Here is a 17,517-nt window from a genome sequence, read left to right on the forward strand (position 1 = left end):
AGTCAGCGGCTATTTAATACCTCTGCGATATGCATCACTTGAATGGGCTTATCAAGACGATTCAGTCTCCCCCCAATATTGAGCAGGCAGCCGCAGTCAGCACCAATGATGTATTCAGCGTCTGTCTCCTCTATGCTTTGGACTTTCTCATCGACCATTTGCTCAGAAATAGGTGTCATTTTTATTGAAAACGTCCCTCCAAATCCGCAGCAATTTTCTGCGCGCGGCAATGGTGTCATCGTCAAATCTTTGACATTTGACAACAGTGTGAAAGGGGCTTCCTTAATTCGCAGCAGTCTCGTCATATGACAGGATGTGTGATAGGTTGCGTTTCCTTTCAGGCTCGCCCCTACATCTGTGACGTGTAATATATCAACAATAAACTCTGTTAATTCATATGTTTTCTCAGCAAGTGCCTCAGCTTTTGCTGACCACACTGGATCTTCTTTTAAAAGTTGAGGATATTCTAAAAACATCGCCTTACAAGAACCTGACGGTGTCACGACATATTCAGCTGATTCAAAGGCTTTGATCATGTTTTTTGCTACTTTAATGGTTTCTTTTGTATAGCCGCTGTTAAAGGCTGGCTGCCCGCAGCACACTTGTGCCTCCGGAAATTCCACTTCTACACCGAGCCTTTCTAATACTTCCACTGTGGCCTTTCCTACATTTGGCTGGATGGTGTCAATTAAACAGGTAACGAATAAATGGACTTTCATCGGCGAACTTCCCTTCTTTGCTGCAATTTGATTCATCAATTTGGTCATCTGATGACGAAATAACAGACCTTATTTTCATTTTAATCCCAAATTTCTGAAATTTCAACGAAGTGATTTGTCTAAATTTGGACATATGGCTCGTGTGGATGAATGAAAAAAACGCCCTTTTGATAGGACGTTTTTCATATGTTTATTTTGAAATCATTTCATGAATTCTTTCTTTGATAGGTGTGAGGTGGCCTAATTTTTCTTTATGTTCTCAATTCTTTTTTCGAAAGAGGGGTGACTTTCACGCCATTCAGACTTTCTTCCATAATCTCCATCTTCTTCTTCAATAAGATTGCTTAATTTAATCAAAGTATTGAGATACAATGTTTTATTCTCAAGATGGGAAACAGCAAAGTTATCAGCTTGAATTTCAAACAACCGGTTGATTTTCTTTGGCAGCCATTCCGTTATGAAAACCATGAGAATTATTCCTATTGGGAAAATAAGAACATATTGCCACCATCCGTTAGCAAGCATAACCTGTCTAGCGTAATACATACTGATGCCCATAAGGAATGTTACGATCAAAGTTAGGTACAAGGTATAATGTGCGTGTTTTAACTTCGCATGTCCCATTTCATGGTATAAGATAGCACGAATTTCCTCTTTATCAAAGTTATCTAGCAACCCTTCTGTTACATACACATCGACTCTTCTTCTAAAAGGAAGTTTAAAAGAATATATCCATGCATTCACATCCTGTTTAGAGTCTTTTTTCACCCAAATATTCACTTTTTTGTTTGTCTTATACTCAATATCCTTGCGAATATACATGAATGCTTCCGTATTTAAAACTTCATATTTGTTTATTATTTTTTGAATGATTGAGTAACCAATAATAAATAATATGATTAGAGCGAAGTACCAGCCACAAAATAGAAAAAGGTTACCCATGATCTCCGCTTGAAATGACAAAGGAAGTAATAAATAAGATCCGAAATATAACAAGGATAATGTGGTAGCACCAAACAAAACGACTTGCTCCCTAACATTCATTAAGAACGAATTTCCTGACGCGCCTTCATTCTCTTCTAAATCTTCAGGCGTATCTTTTGTAGTATACTCAAATGAATAAGCTGTCAATAAAATTGACAGGAAACTAGGTACAAGTATAGAGAGAATAATGCTTAATACATAAGAGCCTGTTATTGATAGCACATATCCCATTAAGAAATAATAATTTAATCCCAAGGGAAGAAAAATGGCTAAAACAAAGGGAATAAATAATGTGAACAGGTTTTTCATAGATTCATGAAGATTAAAAAATAAAAATAACATAGCTGGAAAAAGGATTCCCATTAAGGTAATGAATATAATATATGTGGTATTATGCTTAAAACCTGTTTTGACCTTAGTAGTTTCTGTTAGATTCGTTAGATTGTATTTAGAGAAAAAAGGATTTTGCGATACCTGTTCCATCTTAATTTTATCATCATGAATAAGTACAAAACCTCTTCTTAGAAAAACCGTTGCCTGATCTTTCATTAATTTGTCAGTTTCAATTGTGCTAATTCCATTCCTAGAGGGAATCTCCGTGAAATTTATTTGCTTTCCCCCCAATTGAAAGGCTGCTTCTGAACGATCTTTGGAGTCATCATCTTGATAGGTTAATAAAAAATCACCCTGATAAAGAGAATGGGAGATTAATACTTTTGGATTATTATCTTTGTTCGAATCAAGTAGAACAAATGGAGAAACAACTGCTGAACGGATACCAACTTCAATCAAAATGACTATTATTGTAATAATGCTTGCAATAAAATAAGAAAATGAGGCTTTTCGTAACATTTCATCACCTCCTGCTTATGTAGGTTTAATAAGGTTGCATATGTTAAGAAAGAGTGATAGCCATTATATACGTCCATTTTCCATAAGAACTTATTGAAAATCTAACCCTTATTATTAGCTTCCCTATGCTAGGGTACACTTTCTCAATTAAACAGGAAGAATAAACAAATAATAAGCCTAAATTCCATTTTAGTCCCAACTTCCTGAAATTTCAATGAAGTGCTCGTGTAGCTTGAATGAAAAAACGCCCTTTTGATAGGACGTTTGAGAAAATTTATTTTGAAATCAATTCACGAATTCTTTCATCGATAGGTGTTAAGGGGCGGCCTAATAAGGTTTTGAAATCATCGCTTTCAATGGCTAAGGCACCATCGCGAATTCCGCTTTGAATGGCTTTGACAAATGGCACAGCTTCTTTTGGTACACCATTAGAAGCTAAAAATTCCCCAAATGTGTCGACATCAATTTGCTCCACTTTGATCTCTTTTCCGCTCACTTCACTGACAATGCGAGCAAGTTCAGTATGCGTCCGAAGAGGTCCTGACAGTTCATATTTCTCCTTGTCATGTTTAGATAATGTTAACGCATTTGCGGCCGCTTCTGCGTAGTCATTTCTTGTTGCCCAGCCAACCTTGCCATCACCAATTGGACTTAAATATGGTGCGCCGCTAACGGCTGCTAGTATCGTATCTTTTTCATTTTCTACATACCAATTGTTTCTTAGAAACACATGAGGAATGCCAGAGGCCACAATGGCTTCTTCAGTTTTTGCGTGGTCATGTGCAAGGACAAGCTGACTCTCTCTTGCATTCACAACGCTAGTATAAGCAATAAAAGATACACCAGCTGCTTTCGCCGCTTGAATGGCAGCCGTATGTTGCTGCACGCGGTCACCATCCGCAGTTGAAATGATCAAAAGGCGGTCAATGCCTTGAAAGGCTGCCTTAAGGGTGTCTGGCTGAGTAAAGTCTCCGTGGCGTACATCCACCCCAGCTTCCTTCAAATGTGCTGCCTTTTGCGGATTTCGAACACTCACCGCAATTTGTTCAGCTGGTACCTTTTTAAGTAAATGCTGGACGATGAGCGATCCAAGCTGTCCTGTTGCGCCTGTTACTAATAACTTCATAATGTTTGACCTCCTCATTTTGTGATTCACGGTGATGTTTTGGTACACCTTTACGTATCCGTTTATTCGTTATAACCATTTCGATTACAACAATTGGTGTAAAAAAAGCCCAAGTTCAGCCTGAGCTTCTTTTATTCTGACTCTGTCAACAATTGCTGGATGGTCACTTGTTTGAGGTGATTTTCAAGCGCCGCTTGAGCTTCTTTTAGTTCACTTCTCAGTCTTGTATCCATCGCTTGACCAATCGGACATGCGATGACTGGCTGATGGAAGTTAAACAATTCTTCATCCTCGCTTACATCGACAGCGCGGTACACATCTAACAGCGTGATGTCCTCTGCCGGTATTTTTAAATAAGCACCGCCTACTCCGCGGCGTATCTCAATGAGACCCGCCCGTTTGAGCATTGCCATCATTTTTCGAACAATGGCTGGATTTGAATTCACACTTTCTGCAATAAAATCCCCTGTACACTCTTTTTGAACACCTGCAATAAATGACAAAATATGAACAGCAATCGGATACCTGCTGCTAATTTGTTTCACAATCTTTCACCACCGTTGTAATCAATATAGTTACAATGAGTGATTTTGTCAATCAATAAACGGATTTTTCTTTTGATCCCAGTCCTCATATGCCATGATATCGTAGTCTTCTTCTGTATCAAGCTCTAGCGGGGCAATGCATTCAAGTAGATTTCCATCTGGGTCAAGAAAATAGATCGCTGCATGAAATTGCGGCGGATTATCCAGAACTAAAGGCTGCTTCTCTTCTGAAAAGCCAAACATTGGGTGAATGCCGATGCCTTTTTCAACCAGCCAATCCTTGATTTGTTCGATACTAGACGTTGTAATTTGAAAAGCAACGTGCCGAGTCGAAGGATGGTATGGGAAGTCATTGATATCTACTTTCCACAAGCCAAGCCAGCTCTTACCTTTCTCAATCCATAAAAAAGCAACTCGTTCATTTTCGTGAGCAAGTGTCAATTCCAATTTTTCATAAAACGCAATAGATGTCTTTAAGTCACTCACAGGTAAATGGGCTTCATACAAACCTTTTATCATCATCAAAATCACTCCTTTTCTACTTTCTATTGTGCGGGAATTGATGAGATTCTGCCTCAGCAAAACGATGTATTTTATCCCCTTCATTGGTTTGAGAAGAATGATATGTTTGATCGATTACATATGGGGGGAAGTTGTTCAAATAAAAGAAAGGAGCGCTTTATATGCCTTGGACGATGAATGATTATCCTGCTTCATTTAAATCATTAGACAACGTCATTCGAAAAAAAGCGCTTGAGATTGCGAACAAAATGATGCAGGAAGGCTATGACGAAAGTAGAGCCATCCCAATTGCAATCAGTCAAGCGAAAGAATGGAAAAAGAACGCAACGGAGAAAGAGATCGAGAATGTCTCAGCTCATGGTTCTGTCACGCCATCTAAAGACAGCAGCTCCGCAAGACCAGAGCTCATGGATCATGCGCAGCATGTCGTCAAACATGAAGAAAGCTGGGCGGTTCAAACAGAGATAGCAAAACGAGTAAGTGAGATCAAAGAAACGAAACAAGAAACAATTGACCGGGCAAAGGAGATTGCATCTAATAAAGGGACTTCTGTTGTTACATTCAGGACGAGTTAAAACCGCAATAAGACTGCCCGTAAGCGATCTCAACGTGTAGGCAAACCCTCGTATACGTTGTCAGGTCTGCGCTACGGTGCTCACGAATGTCAAATTCGCTCTGCTCCGGTGCTCGTCCTTCCTAGACTTCAAAGGTTTTCTATCACGCTAAAAAGAAGAAAGTGAAGACCGCTCGAAAGCGGTCTTATTTTATGCATTCTTTTCTTTTTTCGCTGGTGCTTTTCTTTTTTTAGGTGCTGCTTTTTTCGCTTTGGCTGGTTTTGATCGGTCGATTGAAGCCTGTAGAGCTGCCATTAAATCGGTCACATTGGATGCAGGATCTTTTTTACCTGTCGTTTCTGGCTGAACTGTATGTTCTCCAGATATTTTATCTCCAATTAAATTCATCAGCTGTTCTCTGTATTCATCCTGATAGGCAGCTGGATCAAAAGTTGTGGTTAATTGCTCGATTAAAAGAAGCGCTGTATCTAACTCCTTTTTCACAATGTTTTCCTCTTGGGGGATATTCGGTACATCTGATACCTGTCTAATTTCATCAGGGAAATGAATGGTTTCCATCAGCAAAATATGTTCATAGCACCTAACAATTGCTAATTGCTCCTTTGAGCGGATCATAATCTTTGCCACACCAATTTTCCCCGATTCCTCTAAAGCTTTTCTTAATAATGAATAAGCCTTCGCTCCGCCGGTATCTGGTGATAAAAAGTAACTTCTTTCATAATAGATTGGATCAATCTCTTCTATTTTTACAAAATCAATGATTTCCACGGCTTTTTCTTCATTTTCTTTTCGCAGTTTTTCAAGCTCTTCCTCGTCTAATTCAATGAATTTATTTTTTGCATACTCGTACGCTTTTACAATTTGTTCTGGTGCCACCTCTTCCCCGCAGTTGGCACAAACCTTTTTATAGTTAATGGGCGTATGACACTCTTTATGCAGCTGTCTTAACTTAATATCTTTGTTCTCTGTAGCGGTAAACAGCTTCACTGGAATATTGACTAGTCCAAAGCTAATGCCGCCTTTCCAAACTGTATGCATCGCGTCGCCTCCATTCTTTTCTCCTTACTATGCAATGTTTTCGTTAGACTTATGTATGTGAATGAAAATTTCATCCCACTCTAAGAACACATCATATGAGGAAGTGACATGCACAAATGAAACCTATGCGATTAACGGCTGCACATGAGGTTCCTACCGGTGCAGACTGGGTGTATGAATTAAAATATGACGGCTTTCGAGTCATTCTGACGTGGGATCAAAACAAAATTCATTTAGAAAGCAGAGCCGGAAAACGATTAAACGAACAGTTTCCTGAGGTGATTGAACAGTGCGAACAATTAAGGGATCAGTTTGCTCTTTTTTTACCTCTGACGTTTGACGCGGAATTGGTCTTTTTACTGGATGAACAGCAAAGCGATTTTGCGAGGGTTCAGCAAAGAGGCAGGCTGAAAAACAAAGAGGCTATAAAGCTGCAGGCTGAGCGGTTTCCATGTCATTTGATCGCATTTGATCTATTAAGATGCAAAGGGCAATCTCTAATTGATTTGCCGTTGATGGAAAGGAAAAAACAGTTACAGCAAGTTTTCAAAGCAGCAAAACTTCCGCCATCTGTTCAGCTTGAGCACCCTTCCCTTCTTCAACTCATTCATACAGACACAAATCCTGAACATATGAAAAAGCTGATGACGACGTATTTAGCAGAAGGACTCGTTGCGAAAAAAAGGACGAGTAAATGGCACGACAATACCCGGTCAAAAGAATGGCTGAAAGTCAAAAACTGGCGATATATCTCTGTCATTGTTACTCGTTTTGATAAAGAAAATGGCTACTTCCAAGGCTGTATTTATCAAGGTCATCATCTCACCGAGGTTGTCCAATTCAAGCATGGATTTTCTAAAGAAGAAGAACAAATGCTGCGTACGCTCTTTCAAACAAAAGGCAATCAAACAGGGGCATCAAGATATGAAATCCCACCTTCTATCGTCGCGAGCATTGCTTGTATCTCCTTTGATGGATCCGCCTTAAGAGAGCCGCGTTTTTCTTCCTTTTTACTAGATACTGATCCAGCGACGTGTACGTTTCAGCAAATGCTCAAACAGCTGTATCCGCTCCCTGCTGTGATTGACATCACTCATCCTGAAAAACCGATTGTGCCAGCTCTTCATCTGAACAAGGCAGATTACTTACTTTATTTGAGACAAGCAGCTCCCTATCTCTTGCCCTTTTTACGTGAAAGACGGCTGACTTTAATTCGGTTTCCTCATGGCGCCGGGGATGAATTCTTTTATCAAAAGTCGACACCTGATTATGCGCCAGATTATGTGTTGACCGATCAAGCTGATGATATTGCTTACACGGTCTGTAATGACCCTCAGACGCTTCTTTGGCTTGGCAACCAGCTTGCAATGGTATTTCATATTCCTTTTGAAACAAGGGATACGAACCGGCCGGTCGAAATCGTCTTTGATTTAGACCCGCCGTCTGTTAACGAGTTTCATCTAGCCATAGAAGCTGCCAAGCGAATCAAAACGCTTTTAGACGGCCTCTTTCTCACAGCCTTTATTAAAACAAGCGGTGGTAAAGGACTACAAGTGTATATTCCATTAAAGAAAAATGCCTTCACATACGAAGAAACGAGAACATTTACCGCGTTTATATGCCAATTTTTATGTGAACAAGCCCCTGAGCTATTTACTCTGGAACGTCTTAAGAAAAAACGCGGCAAGCGCTTGTATTTAGACTATATTCAGCACGATGCTGGAAAAACAATCATTGCGCCCTATTCACCAAGAGGAAATGAGCTTGGACTTGTAGCGACACCGCTTGAATGGGACGAACTCCATCAAGATGGACTTCATCCTTCTTTGTTTACCATGCCAACTGTGATAGAGCGCCTAAAGGAAAAAGGCGATCCATTCCGCCGCATGAGGCACCTTGTAAATGATGACACTTTCAGACAAGTTTTGCACCGGCTTGAGGACATTATACCGGCACATAAGATGGACATACGCGGTCATTAAGCGTTACACTTATTCATTAGAGAGTAAGAAAGGGATGACCATTTTGACCGCACATTCATTTCGAAATATAGCACTTATTTTCTTGTGCCTTGCAGCAGGTATTGTGGATGTGATTGGCTATTTGAGCTTAGGGCATGTATTTACAGCCAATATGACAGGTAATATTGTGCTGCTTGGCATTGCAGCAGGAAGCTCCTTGCAGCTTACTGCCCTTCATTCCATCACCGCACTGAGTGGATTTGTTTTAGGGGTTTTACTGGCTGTTGTGATAGGCGGAAAGCATGAGAAAACGTTTTGGCCAAAAGCCGTTACACGTATCTTTATCATAGAAGTCCTGATACTGCTTCTATTTGCTCTCATGACCATTTTCCCTTATACACAAGGTGCTTATTTTATGCTGATTATCCTTTTAAGTATGGCCATGGGCCTACAGACAGCGGCCGCCCGCAAATTAAATGTGGCTGGCATTTCCACAACGGTTCTAACGAATACACTCGCCAACCTATTTGAGGATTTGGCTCAGCGCATTTCACATCGAAAAAAAAGAACAGCTCCCATTCAGCATGTCAGTTTCATGCGAATAGGCTCTATTGTCTTTTACTGCCTAGGTGCTGCTTTAGCGGCATACACTGATGCATACGATCCGTTTATCATCATTTGGCTTCCTATCTCTATCCTGGGAGTCATTGTGATAACTGCTGCATTTAAGCACTTTCATCAATTGAAATAGCCAATCGTTAGATGGCTATTTCAATCACTGTAATGAAACACTAATAACTTCTTACATAAAAACCAGGAGGACGCCCCATAATGAACGTGGAGCCATACGGATATCCAGAAAATGTCCCGAATCCACCGTATCCAGGGAAACCGCCTAAACCAGAGAACACACCAGGGCTCACATAATACCCGCCAAAGCCGATATGAGGGCCCACTGCTCCTCCACTAAAACCGCCTCCGTGAAAGCCTCCATACACCCGTGGATCCATACAATCACCTACCCTCTAGATACACTTCATCTCATCATATGCATGACAAACGGAGCGGTGTTCACACTTTTTCTTTCAATTCTATGTACAATAGACCAATCTGATAAAATTTGAATGAAAAGTCCTGCAAAAAATTAAATTAAGCAAAGAAAGGTGACCTTTTTAACTTGTTGCTCTGCCCTATGTTTATTTAGAATAATGGGGCAGGTAACAAATTTGCACACCCCCTTTGTTGCGAATTCTTCTTATTAAACGCTCTTGTAGCGTTTAATAAGAAGAGCCTATTTAAACAAAAAACCCTTGCTGACGATCATCAACAAGGGCGAGATATGGATTAGTGATTAACCACCAATGATTTTTTCTGCTACTTCGAATGAACCCGCAACGTTTTGAGTTAGAACAGACGCAGCGATAGCTAAACCTACAACGAATAATACTTTCAATCCTGTTTTCATCTTAAATCAACCCCATTCTTTTCATATGTAAATCCGCTTCTAAACTTTTGTTCAAGTAAAAAACAGACTTCTCAAAAAGTGCTTGCTTTTCACAATATTTTGCCGCAAAATGTGAAAGCTCTTTTACTTCATGATATTCATTCTTCTCTTCTAACTTTCTTAATTTCTCATCAATTTTCTGAAATCTTTGTGGCGCATTCGTTAAGTAAAGATCATGGACGATGCCTATTTTGAGCTGAAACACTTCATGAGAAGCATCTTTTATTTTGGCATATGCAGCCTCTATATATTGGCTTGCACGCTGCGTTTCACCAATCACACAGAGTTCCCGGCTGATCAGATACGTAGAATGGAAAAAGAAATCTGAATCATAATACTCTTGATGGGACAGCGCTTTTTCAAGATGACGTATTGATTCTTTCGGTTTGTTCCAAAATGAATATAAAATAGCCACATTGTGGTGATGCTGAGCCAGCATAAAGTCATCCTGCTCGCTTGTCAAAACCTCTTCCGCCAGACGATAATTCTCAAGTGCCTCTTCGTACCGGCCGATCTCTGTTAGATTCGCTGCAACGAGAGAGTATGAAAGTGCCGTTCTTCTTTCATACTGTTTGTGACGTTTATAGACGTGAAGGGCTCTGCGGATATAGCTTAATGAGAGCATGATATGACTAAGCCGGTAGTAAAGCCAGGCCACCTTAAAATCGAAATCAGCACGTTCGATCTCACTTGGGATTTTATCTAAGAGCTTTTCAGCACTTTGATACATTTGCAATGCAACCTCGTAATTCCCTTGATGCTGTTCATACACACCTTCATAAAAATCAAAATAGTAGGCAAGGCGGTTAGATAAGTCATCCTCTTTTTTCCCGTGAAGACCTTCTATACTTTTCGTTGAAACACTGCCCTTTTGACCTCTTAAATTGTACATGAGAATGTGATGCCTCTTCTCAAGAAGAGAATAATACATAAGGATGTCCGCATCATCAATTTCCTCTACTGCTTGTTTCGCTTTAGCAAATAGCCGTTCTGCCTCATCTGCATGATCTTTTTTAATTTCCATGTTCCAGTCATTTAATAATGATGCCAATTCCGCAACAGGAATCTTGCTCATTCTACACCCCCAATCACCTACAACTGCAACACATGATTTCACTAAATATGGAACTTCTATTAGCAATTGCTAATTAGTCCATTTGAGATCATTTTAATATGAATCACTTGAATCTTCAATAACCGTTTCCTTTAAAAATGCGTTTCTTTCTTCTAGTCAATGAAGTTTGCGTAAAAATTCCGCCTTTTTTCGATTTTAAAGTAACCAGTCATCTCGTGATAAAATGAAAAAAGCCCTTTTTGGGGGCTTTTTTTCCTTATTCCAATCGTATGATGGTAAGTGCCGCTCCAACAGAACCTCCCCCAAGTAACACCACTGTTGCGATTAAACCGAAAATTTGGAGAGAAATTTGGTTACCTGCTGCAAGTGTTGTAATGAGTGATACGTTGTAGGTAGATGCCGATAAAGCGGGTGTTAATATAGAACCAGGAATGGCAGATCCACTGTTAACCAGCCTTGTTCCAGCAAGCAGCGCCACACTTGTGTTCACTTGATACGTGATAAAATAGCGACCTGAGACAGGCACTGTAAATACCGTATTTCCACCACTAGCTGTAAAACCATCTAAACTCTGGTGATTGGGCAAAGAAACAGCTGTTCCACCTACGACAACAAGCACTGTACTTCCCGACGTATTTGACGCGTACATTGAGTTAGCGGTTACAATTGTACCGGTTATTCCTGTTGGGCCTGTTACTCCCGTTGAACCAGTTGCTCCGGTCGGGCCTGTTACTCCCGTTGATCCGGTTGGACCCGTTGGACCCGTTAAACCAGTTGCTCCCGTTGGGCCTGTTACTCCCGTTGGGCCTGTTACTCCCGTTGATCCGGTTGAACCCGTTAAACCAGTTGCTCCCGTTGGGCCTGTTACTCCCGTTGATCCGGTTGGACCCGTTAAACCAGTTGCTCCCGTTGGACCTGTTGCTCCCGTTGGGCCTGTTACTCCCGTTGAACCAGTTGCTCCCGTTGGACCTGTTGATCCGGTTGGGCCTGTTACTCCCGTTGATCCAGTTGCTCCCGTTGGACCTGTTGATCCGGTTGGGCCTGTTACTCCCGTTGAACCAGTTGCTCCCGTTGGACCTGTTGATCCGGTCGGGCCTGTTACTCCCGTTGGGCCTGTTGCTCCGGTCGGGCCTGTTACTCCCGTTGATCCGGTCGGGCCTGTTACTCCCGTTGATCCGGTTGCTCCCGTTAAACCAGTTGCTCCCGTTGGACCTGTTACTCCCGTTGATCCGGTTGGACCCGTTAAACCAGTTGCTCCCGTTGGACCTGTTACTCCCGTTGAACCAGTTGCTCCGGTCGGGCCTGTTGCTCCGGTCGGGCCTGTTACTCCCGTTGATCCGGTTGGACCCGTTAAACCAGTTGATCCGGTTGGACCCGTTATTCCTCCACACATATTAAGTTGGGCACACATGCCTCTCACTTCTTTCAAACTGTGGAATCTTCAAGACATTCACACTAATACTGATAATTGAGAGAAAAAGAAACGACAATACTTCCAGTCGAGGTCCCACCAGTTGCTACAATCCCAATGGAGTTAAGATCACTTAGCGTAATGGATCGACTCTCTCCTGGAGGTACAGTGAAATCTGGAACTGCCGCACCGTTGACCTCTAATGTCACAGTTGGAGCTACAGCCACGATTCCGTTGTTTTCCACCATAATGGTCCCGTTTATGACAAATGGTGTTCCATCCGTCCAGACGATTACTGGATCCGCTGCTGCTGCTAAGTCGACTGTAAAGCATACCGCATCATTCACAAAGCCTGTTTGTTCATTACTACACCCGCCTAAAATAGCCATTTAAACCCTCCTTCAACCTATTCTTGATAGACTATGATCTAGTGATCTACGAAGATTGTGCGATTATCCCAGACTCAAAGCCTTATTTTTTTCCTTTGTACCATGTTCAATTGAATGTCTAAGCGTGCTTGCACCTTTTCAGTGGTTTGATGATTGAAAATCAACATCATATCTTTTACAGTAATTGATCGACTTTCTCCTTTTTGAACACATATATCGTGACATGCTTTTTTCGTTTGAATCGTGATAGAAACTGGCACATCTTGATCATCACGATGATGCAAAACCACTGTTGCTGCATTTGGTGATTTTGTTCCATTCCGCCAGATTTCAATCGAACTGGGCGATGTTGAAAAATCAAGAAGGAGGTGGTGAGGCTCTATGTTCTTTAAAATGAGCGCATCATAGACTGGCAGATCTGCTTCAATCATTCCGCATAAAAAAGAAAGATCAACAAGGATCTTTGAACTGGATCGATATAAAACTTTGTGACAACACATCGATCGCATGCAGCATGGAACAAGAAGCTCTAACACCACACAATTCTGTTCTTCATTGATGGAAATCAAGGAAAAATAGCAAGTCTTAAACACACTTCTTTCAAAGAACACCCATGAGTAGAAAGGTTCCCCATCTTCCATGATGAGCAAAAAAGGAGAACTTATTGGACGTTTGTGAGTAAAGCCTTCATTTTTTGTTTGAATATTGATCTCTTTCAGTTTACTCATCAACAGGTTTGTCACTTTCCATCAGCCCAATTCAATGCTGTATACAAATCCATATGGTCATTTATCATATGTGTCTTTGACTATTTTGTGCGATTCGCCTAAAAATTAGGGACTGAAAAGGTCACCAGGGAACTAACCGCAAAATGTACTGAACGAAAAGTTACTTAGAAGTTGTCATTTTCCTATTGAATCTTGGGATATTACGCCGGTTTTCTGTCATGCTCCGCCAAAAACGATGCCAGCTATTCCTAAATAAAAAGCCAAATTAATACGCCTATAAAGGAGTTAAAAGGTTATTCATAAATTGTGAAAATGATCACCTTATAAAAATAGGTAAATTTAAGGTATTTTTACAAATTTCGACACAAAATACTCTTTCTCTTTGATACTATTGAATCAACCTATTTATAAATAATAGGTAAATTACTATTAAGGAGTTGTTTTGTTTGAAAAAATCAACATTAAAAAAAGCTGTATTATCTATCGCCTTTTCAGCAACCATGTTATTTTCTATGAATACTGCAAGTGCTGCTCCGTTAGAGTGGGTCAGAGATGCTTATCCTGATCAGTGGGACTACGTATTAATTAAACAAAATGGGGTCAGTTACACTCAAGTTTGGACAAGTAGCAACAGTTATTTCCTTGTGAAATGCGAAGTATTATCTAACGGAAAATGCTTTGTTTCAAAATAAAACTTTCACAAAACGACTTCCAATTTCGGGGTCGTTTTTTACTATAAACGGGAGCTTTATATAAAACCTCATTGAGAGCGTAAGATAGGTTTAGGTAAGGCTTTTTTAAACATGTATACAATCTTTCACACATACTGATTTCATTTTTTATCTTTTAATGGTTAGTTTGAAGATCATCTCTTCCTTTTGATTTTTCTTTACAATACCCCTATTAGCATTTTACTATATATCATATGATCAATTAACTTCCGCGCCTCAGTAGCTCTAGAAGGGAAGAGCGCCGTAAAACAAATTGTAGCTGACGGGTCGCAAGGCAAGGGTTTCAGAAGCACCGAAAAGCACACTAGCTGAGACAGGCGAAATTCCTGTTGGTGAAATTCCGTAGGGAAGCGTGTTGCCCCTAGCCTATGCTTACGAAAGGAGTGCGGGTTCGAATCCCGTCTGAGGCTTATGAGGTCGATGAAATTGGAGGATAAAACATCATGCATGTGTTTGAAGAATATGTTGGCAATATCGGTAATCCAGAGCTGAAGCAGCGCACGCAAGACATTTTACAATGGATATTAGACACATTCCCTCAATTAGAGCCAAAAATTGCTTGGAATCAGCCCATGTTCACGGACCATGGCACATTTATTATTGGGTTTAGCGTGGCAAAACATCACATTTCTGTCGCACCAGAAGGTAAAGGAATTGATCACTTTTCAGCTGACATTGTACAAGCGGGTTACGATCATGGAAAAAAGATGTTTCGCATGAAGGAAAGCTTGCCAGTTGATTATCCTCTCCTAAAGAAAATCATCGAATTTAATATCGAAGACAAGGCGGATTGTTCAACGTTTTGGCGAAAATAAAAATCCCCCCGATCTGATCAATAAACAGATCGGGGGGATTTTGGTGCAACATGTTATTTTGTTCTCTTCCTTACAATTTTCTGCTCAAGCCACTCATAACATGACAAAATGGCATTCACGCTCCTTTGGCATATCGGCAAATAGACAACAGCGACCGCTGTTAAACTCGCTATGACAGCACCTGCTAAGACATCAAATGGATAATGGACACCTACCCAAATCCTTGAAAAACCAACAGCGCACGCTATGATCAGCCAATAAACATGGCGTTTGTGAAAAAGCCAAAAGATCAGACATACAGAAAAAATAAAGATGGTATGATCACTCGGAAAAGAGTTATTCACTTCCTTTTGAATCAAAAGATTGACATGACTCATTTCGGCAAAGGGCTGCTGGTTGTAATAAAAAATTCCTGCGATTTTCCCCATTAACTCTGCCAATATGAAAGTAAGTCCGGCAGATACAACCATCCCCCTATTGGTTCTACTTCGATTTTGAAACCATATGAACAGACACGTGACCGCTGCTAACAGCACAGTATATTCAGCTAGTCCAATGAATATCGGATTCAAATAACCATGATCGATACTGAGCTGATTCACCCACCTAAATAAATCTTCATTATATCCCTGCATCTCATTTCATTCCTTTTTCCTCGATTTATGACAAGGATAATTGAAATAAGATGACTCTTCCATCGATTGAACGAACAAACCATGGAACCATATGACATGTTTGTCACTTTGCTGTCACTGACATCATTTACTTACTGCTCTATAGAGAGTGACGCTGCTCCCATTCCTTTTTTAGTAAAGCATATTGGTACGTGTTTTCATATTTAGGGGTGCCATCCTCATATGTAGTAAATGAAATAAACTCAAGAAAAAGGCCTTCTCTCCGCATGCCTAATCGCTCACATAATGCCTGCGAACGGACATTATCATCTTCTACATAGGCATAAAGCCGCCTTGCTCCCTTTTCTACAAATAAATAGGACAAAAATGCTTCAGCACTCTCTCGTGCATACCCCTTCCCTTCATATGCCGCATTGAAATTCCAGCCGATTGAATACGTATCAGGCTCCTCTTTTAAATGAAACAACTCACCGATAATCTGCCCACTTTCTTTCAAACAAACCGCTACATATGAATGGTCTTTTCTTCTCTTTTGCACTATAGCCAAAGCTTCTTCTAATGAAGAAATTCGATCAGTGAGAAAACAATTTACTCTTGGATTAGACAAGTACTCAAGCATCCCTGCCGCATCTTCATTGCAAAACGGTCTAAGAATTAAACGATTCGTTTCTAATTGATTCATAAATAACTCCTCTTTGCATCATTTCGTATTTTCTAGTCTCTCCATATTTTAGATGACATGAGCAAGCTTTGACAATCAAGTTGTTGTAAACTGTCTTCAATAAATGAAACTCATAAAAAGCATTTTGCTATTAAATCATTTGATCAAAACTGATAAAATAGAACATAAGTTTCTATTTTATTAAAAAGGGGTTACACGATATGATCAAAACAGTGGATGGCAACATTTTAGAGGCAAGTGAAGACATCATCTGTCACCAGGTGAACTGTAAAGGGGTCATGGGTGCTGGATTAGCCAAACAAATTAAAAGCAAATATCCCAATGTGCACAAAGAGTATAAACAATTATGTACAGAACATGGAGATGACTTGTTAAGCTCCGTTCAACTCATCACAACTAATGACGGAAAAACAATTGCCAACTTATTTGCTCAAACTGGGTATGGAAGAACAAGAAAGCAAACCGACTACGATGCTTTACGCAGCTGCTTTCAACACCTAAAGGATACAGTGACACAATCACCTGAACTGAAAAACCAAACGTCCATCGCCATTCCATACGGGATTGGCTGCGGATTGGCTGGCGGCGATTGGACGATTGTTGAAGAGATGATGGAAGAAGTACTGGGTGATTGTGAAGTGACGGTTTATCGGTTTAGATAAGTGAATTGAGGTATTTATATTATGAAATATATAAAATTCAGGCATACAAAAACCCTCCTTGATTAGGAGGGTAATGCGTGTTAGTTGTTCTCTTTATTTTTTAAATAATTTAATACAGCTTCTTTATCTTCCTCATCGTCGGGTAAAAATCCGAAATTTTCATATTCCCAAACTGCTATTCTTTGTACATTGTCAATTCCTAAAGAATAAACATCTTCGTATCCAAAATCAATAGTGAATTTCCTTGAAACATCTAATTGGAGAGTAGCTGTTGTCCAAGCACCTAAACCATTTTGTATATATGTCTTTTTCAACTCTTCAAAAATTTCACTAAGTTCGTATAATAAGTGGATGTATGTTGACTTACTTACATTATATTTATGAGGAATTTGATGTCCATATACATATTCTTTTTCATTTTGCTCATTAAAATAAAACACTATCTCAGCCGAATCATCAAGTATTTCTGCATACATCCAAACTTTATCCCAATCACATGGTATTAATTCATTAATTGATTCTGCTATTTTTTTATAGTTTATTTCTAATTCTTCCATTGAGTT

Annotated in this window: 20 protein-coding genes; 6 read left to right on the forward strand and 14 right to left on the reverse strand. The window is 40.1% G+C overall.

The genetic code is table 11. The features are described from left to right. Window positions 1–2: 2 nt before the first annotated feature. From MHI11_RS10880 to MHI11_RS10900, 5 genes are all read right to left on the reverse strand, one after another. Window positions 3–719 carry a (Fe-S)-binding protein gene (locus MHI11_RS10880; RefSeq protein ID WP_044141435.1) on the reverse strand — a complete coding sequence of 239 codons (717 nt, stop codon included), beginning with the start codon at window positions 717–719 and terminating at the stop codon, window positions 3–5. 240 nt (window positions 720–959) lie between these two features. Then, on the reverse strand, window positions 960–2,555 hold the full coding sequence (locus MHI11_RS10885; RefSeq protein ID WP_340961065.1) for a M48 family metallopeptidase: 1,596 nt from the start codon (window positions 2,553–2,555) through the stop codon (window positions 960–962). A 274-nt stretch (window positions 2,556–2,829) separates the two neighbouring features. Next, window positions 2,830–3,681, reverse strand: a complete 852-nt coding sequence (locus MHI11_RS10890) for an SDR family oxidoreductase (protein WP_335351321.1) — start codon at window positions 3,679–3,681, stop codon at window positions 2,830–2,832. Between the two features lie 131 nt (window positions 3,682–3,812). Next, window positions 3,813–4,226: an Rrf2 family transcriptional regulator gene (locus MHI11_RS10895; protein ID WP_065097348.1), complete on the reverse strand. Its 414-nt coding sequence runs from the start codon at window positions 4,224–4,226 to the stop codon at window positions 3,813–3,815. Between the two features lie 48 nt (window positions 4,227–4,274). Further along, window positions 4,275–4,748 (reverse strand): VOC family protein, encoded by a 474-nt coding sequence (locus tag MHI11_RS10900; RefSeq protein ID WP_340961066.1) that lies wholly within the window; start codon window positions 4,746–4,748, stop codon window positions 4,275–4,277. 161 nt (window positions 4,749–4,909) lie between these two features. On the opposite strand from MHI11_RS10900, the gene MHI11_RS10905 reads away from it, so the two are divergent. Further along, the gene (locus MHI11_RS10905) at window positions 4,910–5,323 is read left to right on the forward strand and encodes a DUF2188 domain-containing protein (RefSeq protein WP_340961067.1); all 414 of its coding nucleotides are present in this window, start codon (window positions 4,910–4,912) and stop codon (window positions 5,321–5,323) included. A 189-nt stretch (window positions 5,324–5,512) separates the two neighbouring features. Here the strand turns inward: MHI11_RS10905 and ku are convergent, their stop codons facing one another. Then, entirely contained in the window at window positions 5,513–6,361 is an 849-nt protein-coding gene (ku, locus tag MHI11_RS10910) for a non-homologous end joining protein Ku (protein ID WP_003211891.1), read from the reverse strand. A 116-nt stretch (window positions 6,362–6,477) separates the two neighbouring features. Here ku and MHI11_RS10915 point away from each other — a divergent pair, with 116 nt between their 5' ends. Further along, window positions 6,478–8,343, forward strand: a complete 1,866-nt coding sequence (locus MHI11_RS10915; RefSeq protein WP_340961068.1) for a DNA ligase D — start codon at window positions 6,478–6,480, stop codon at window positions 8,341–8,343. Between the two features lie 34 nt (window positions 8,344–8,377). Continuing rightward, entirely contained in the window at window positions 8,378–9,073 is a 696-nt protein-coding gene (locus MHI11_RS10920) for a YoaK family protein (RefSeq protein ID WP_044141424.1), read from the forward strand. 40 nt (window positions 9,074–9,113) lie between these two features. On the opposite strand, the gene MHI11_RS10925 is transcribed toward MHI11_RS10920, so the two are convergent. The 5 genes from MHI11_RS10925 to MHI11_RS10945 all read right to left on the reverse strand — a co-directional run bounded on the left by MHI11_RS10925 (window position 9,114) and on the right by MHI11_RS10945 (window position 13,429). Further along, a complete protein-coding gene (locus MHI11_RS10925; RefSeq protein WP_044141425.1) occupies window positions 9,114–9,332 on the reverse strand; it encodes a hypothetical protein in 219 nt (72 codons plus the stop codon). 456 nt (window positions 9,333–9,788) lie between these two features. Then, entirely contained in the window at window positions 9,789–10,901 is a 1,113-nt protein-coding gene (locus tag MHI11_RS10930) for a Rap family tetratricopeptide repeat protein (RefSeq protein ID WP_044141426.1), read from the reverse strand. Window positions 10,902–11,157: 256 nt separating this feature from the next. Next, window positions 11,158–12,312: a BclA C-terminal domain-containing protein gene (locus tag MHI11_RS10935; protein WP_340961069.1), complete on the reverse strand. Its 1,155-nt coding sequence runs from the start codon at window positions 12,310–12,312 to the stop codon at window positions 11,158–11,160. Window positions 12,313–12,356: 44 nt separating this feature from the next. Further along, entirely contained in the window at window positions 12,357–12,701 is a 345-nt protein-coding gene (locus MHI11_RS10940; protein WP_044141644.1) for a DUF3992 domain-containing protein, read from the reverse strand. A 74-nt stretch (window positions 12,702–12,775) separates the two neighbouring features. Continuing rightward, window positions 12,776–13,429 carry a CotZ-related putative spore coat protein gene (locus MHI11_RS10945; protein WP_340961070.1) on the reverse strand — a complete coding sequence of 218 codons (654 nt, stop codon included), beginning with the start codon at window positions 13,427–13,429 and terminating at the stop codon, window positions 12,776–12,778. Between the two features lie 446 nt (window positions 13,430–13,875). On the opposite strand from MHI11_RS10945, the gene MHI11_RS10950 reads away from it, so the two are divergent. Together MHI11_RS10950 and MHI11_RS10955 are read left to right on the forward strand one after the other, a co-directional pair. Beyond that, on the forward strand, window positions 13,876–14,121 hold the full coding sequence (locus MHI11_RS10950; RefSeq protein WP_034660753.1) for a hypothetical protein: 246 nt from the start codon (window positions 13,876–13,878) through the stop codon (window positions 14,119–14,121). Window positions 14,122–14,603: 482 nt separating this feature from the next. After that, entirely contained in the window at window positions 14,604–14,975 is a 372-nt protein-coding gene (locus tag MHI11_RS10955) for an iron chaperone (protein WP_003212353.1), read from the forward strand. A 53-nt stretch (window positions 14,976–15,028) separates the two neighbouring features. On the opposite strand, the gene MHI11_RS10960 is transcribed toward MHI11_RS10955, so the two are convergent. Both MHI11_RS10960 and MHI11_RS10965 read right to left on the reverse strand, forming a co-directional pair. Beyond that, window positions 15,029–15,610 carry an undecaprenyl-diphosphatase gene (locus MHI11_RS10960; RefSeq protein WP_340961072.1) on the reverse strand — a complete coding sequence of 194 codons (582 nt, stop codon included), beginning with the start codon at window positions 15,608–15,610 and terminating at the stop codon, window positions 15,029–15,031. A 139-nt stretch (window positions 15,611–15,749) separates the two neighbouring features. Then, window positions 15,750–16,292, reverse strand: coding sequence for a GNAT family N-acetyltransferase (locus tag MHI11_RS10965; RefSeq protein ID WP_340961073.1), 543 nt, complete (start codon window positions 16,290–16,292; stop codon window positions 15,750–15,752). Between the two features lie 200 nt (window positions 16,293–16,492). Between MHI11_RS10965 and MHI11_RS10970 the strand changes: the two genes are divergently transcribed. Further along, a complete protein-coding gene (locus MHI11_RS10970) occupies window positions 16,493–16,954 on the forward strand; it encodes a macro domain-containing protein (RefSeq protein ID WP_111911563.1) in 462 nt (153 codons plus the stop codon). 80 nt (window positions 16,955–17,034) lie between these two features. Here the strand turns inward: MHI11_RS10970 and MHI11_RS10975 are convergent, their stop codons facing one another. Then, window positions 17,035–17,511 carry an immunity protein YezG family protein gene (locus MHI11_RS10975; RefSeq protein WP_340961075.1) on the reverse strand — a complete coding sequence of 159 codons (477 nt, stop codon included), beginning with the start codon at window positions 17,509–17,511 and terminating at the stop codon, window positions 17,035–17,037. Window positions 17,512–17,517: the final 6 nt, after the last annotated feature.

It is taken from the genome of Bacillus sp. FSL K6-3312 (assembly GCF_038007485.1).
GTDB lineage: Bacteria > Bacillota > Bacilli > Bacillales > Bacillaceae > Bacillus > Bacillus pumilus.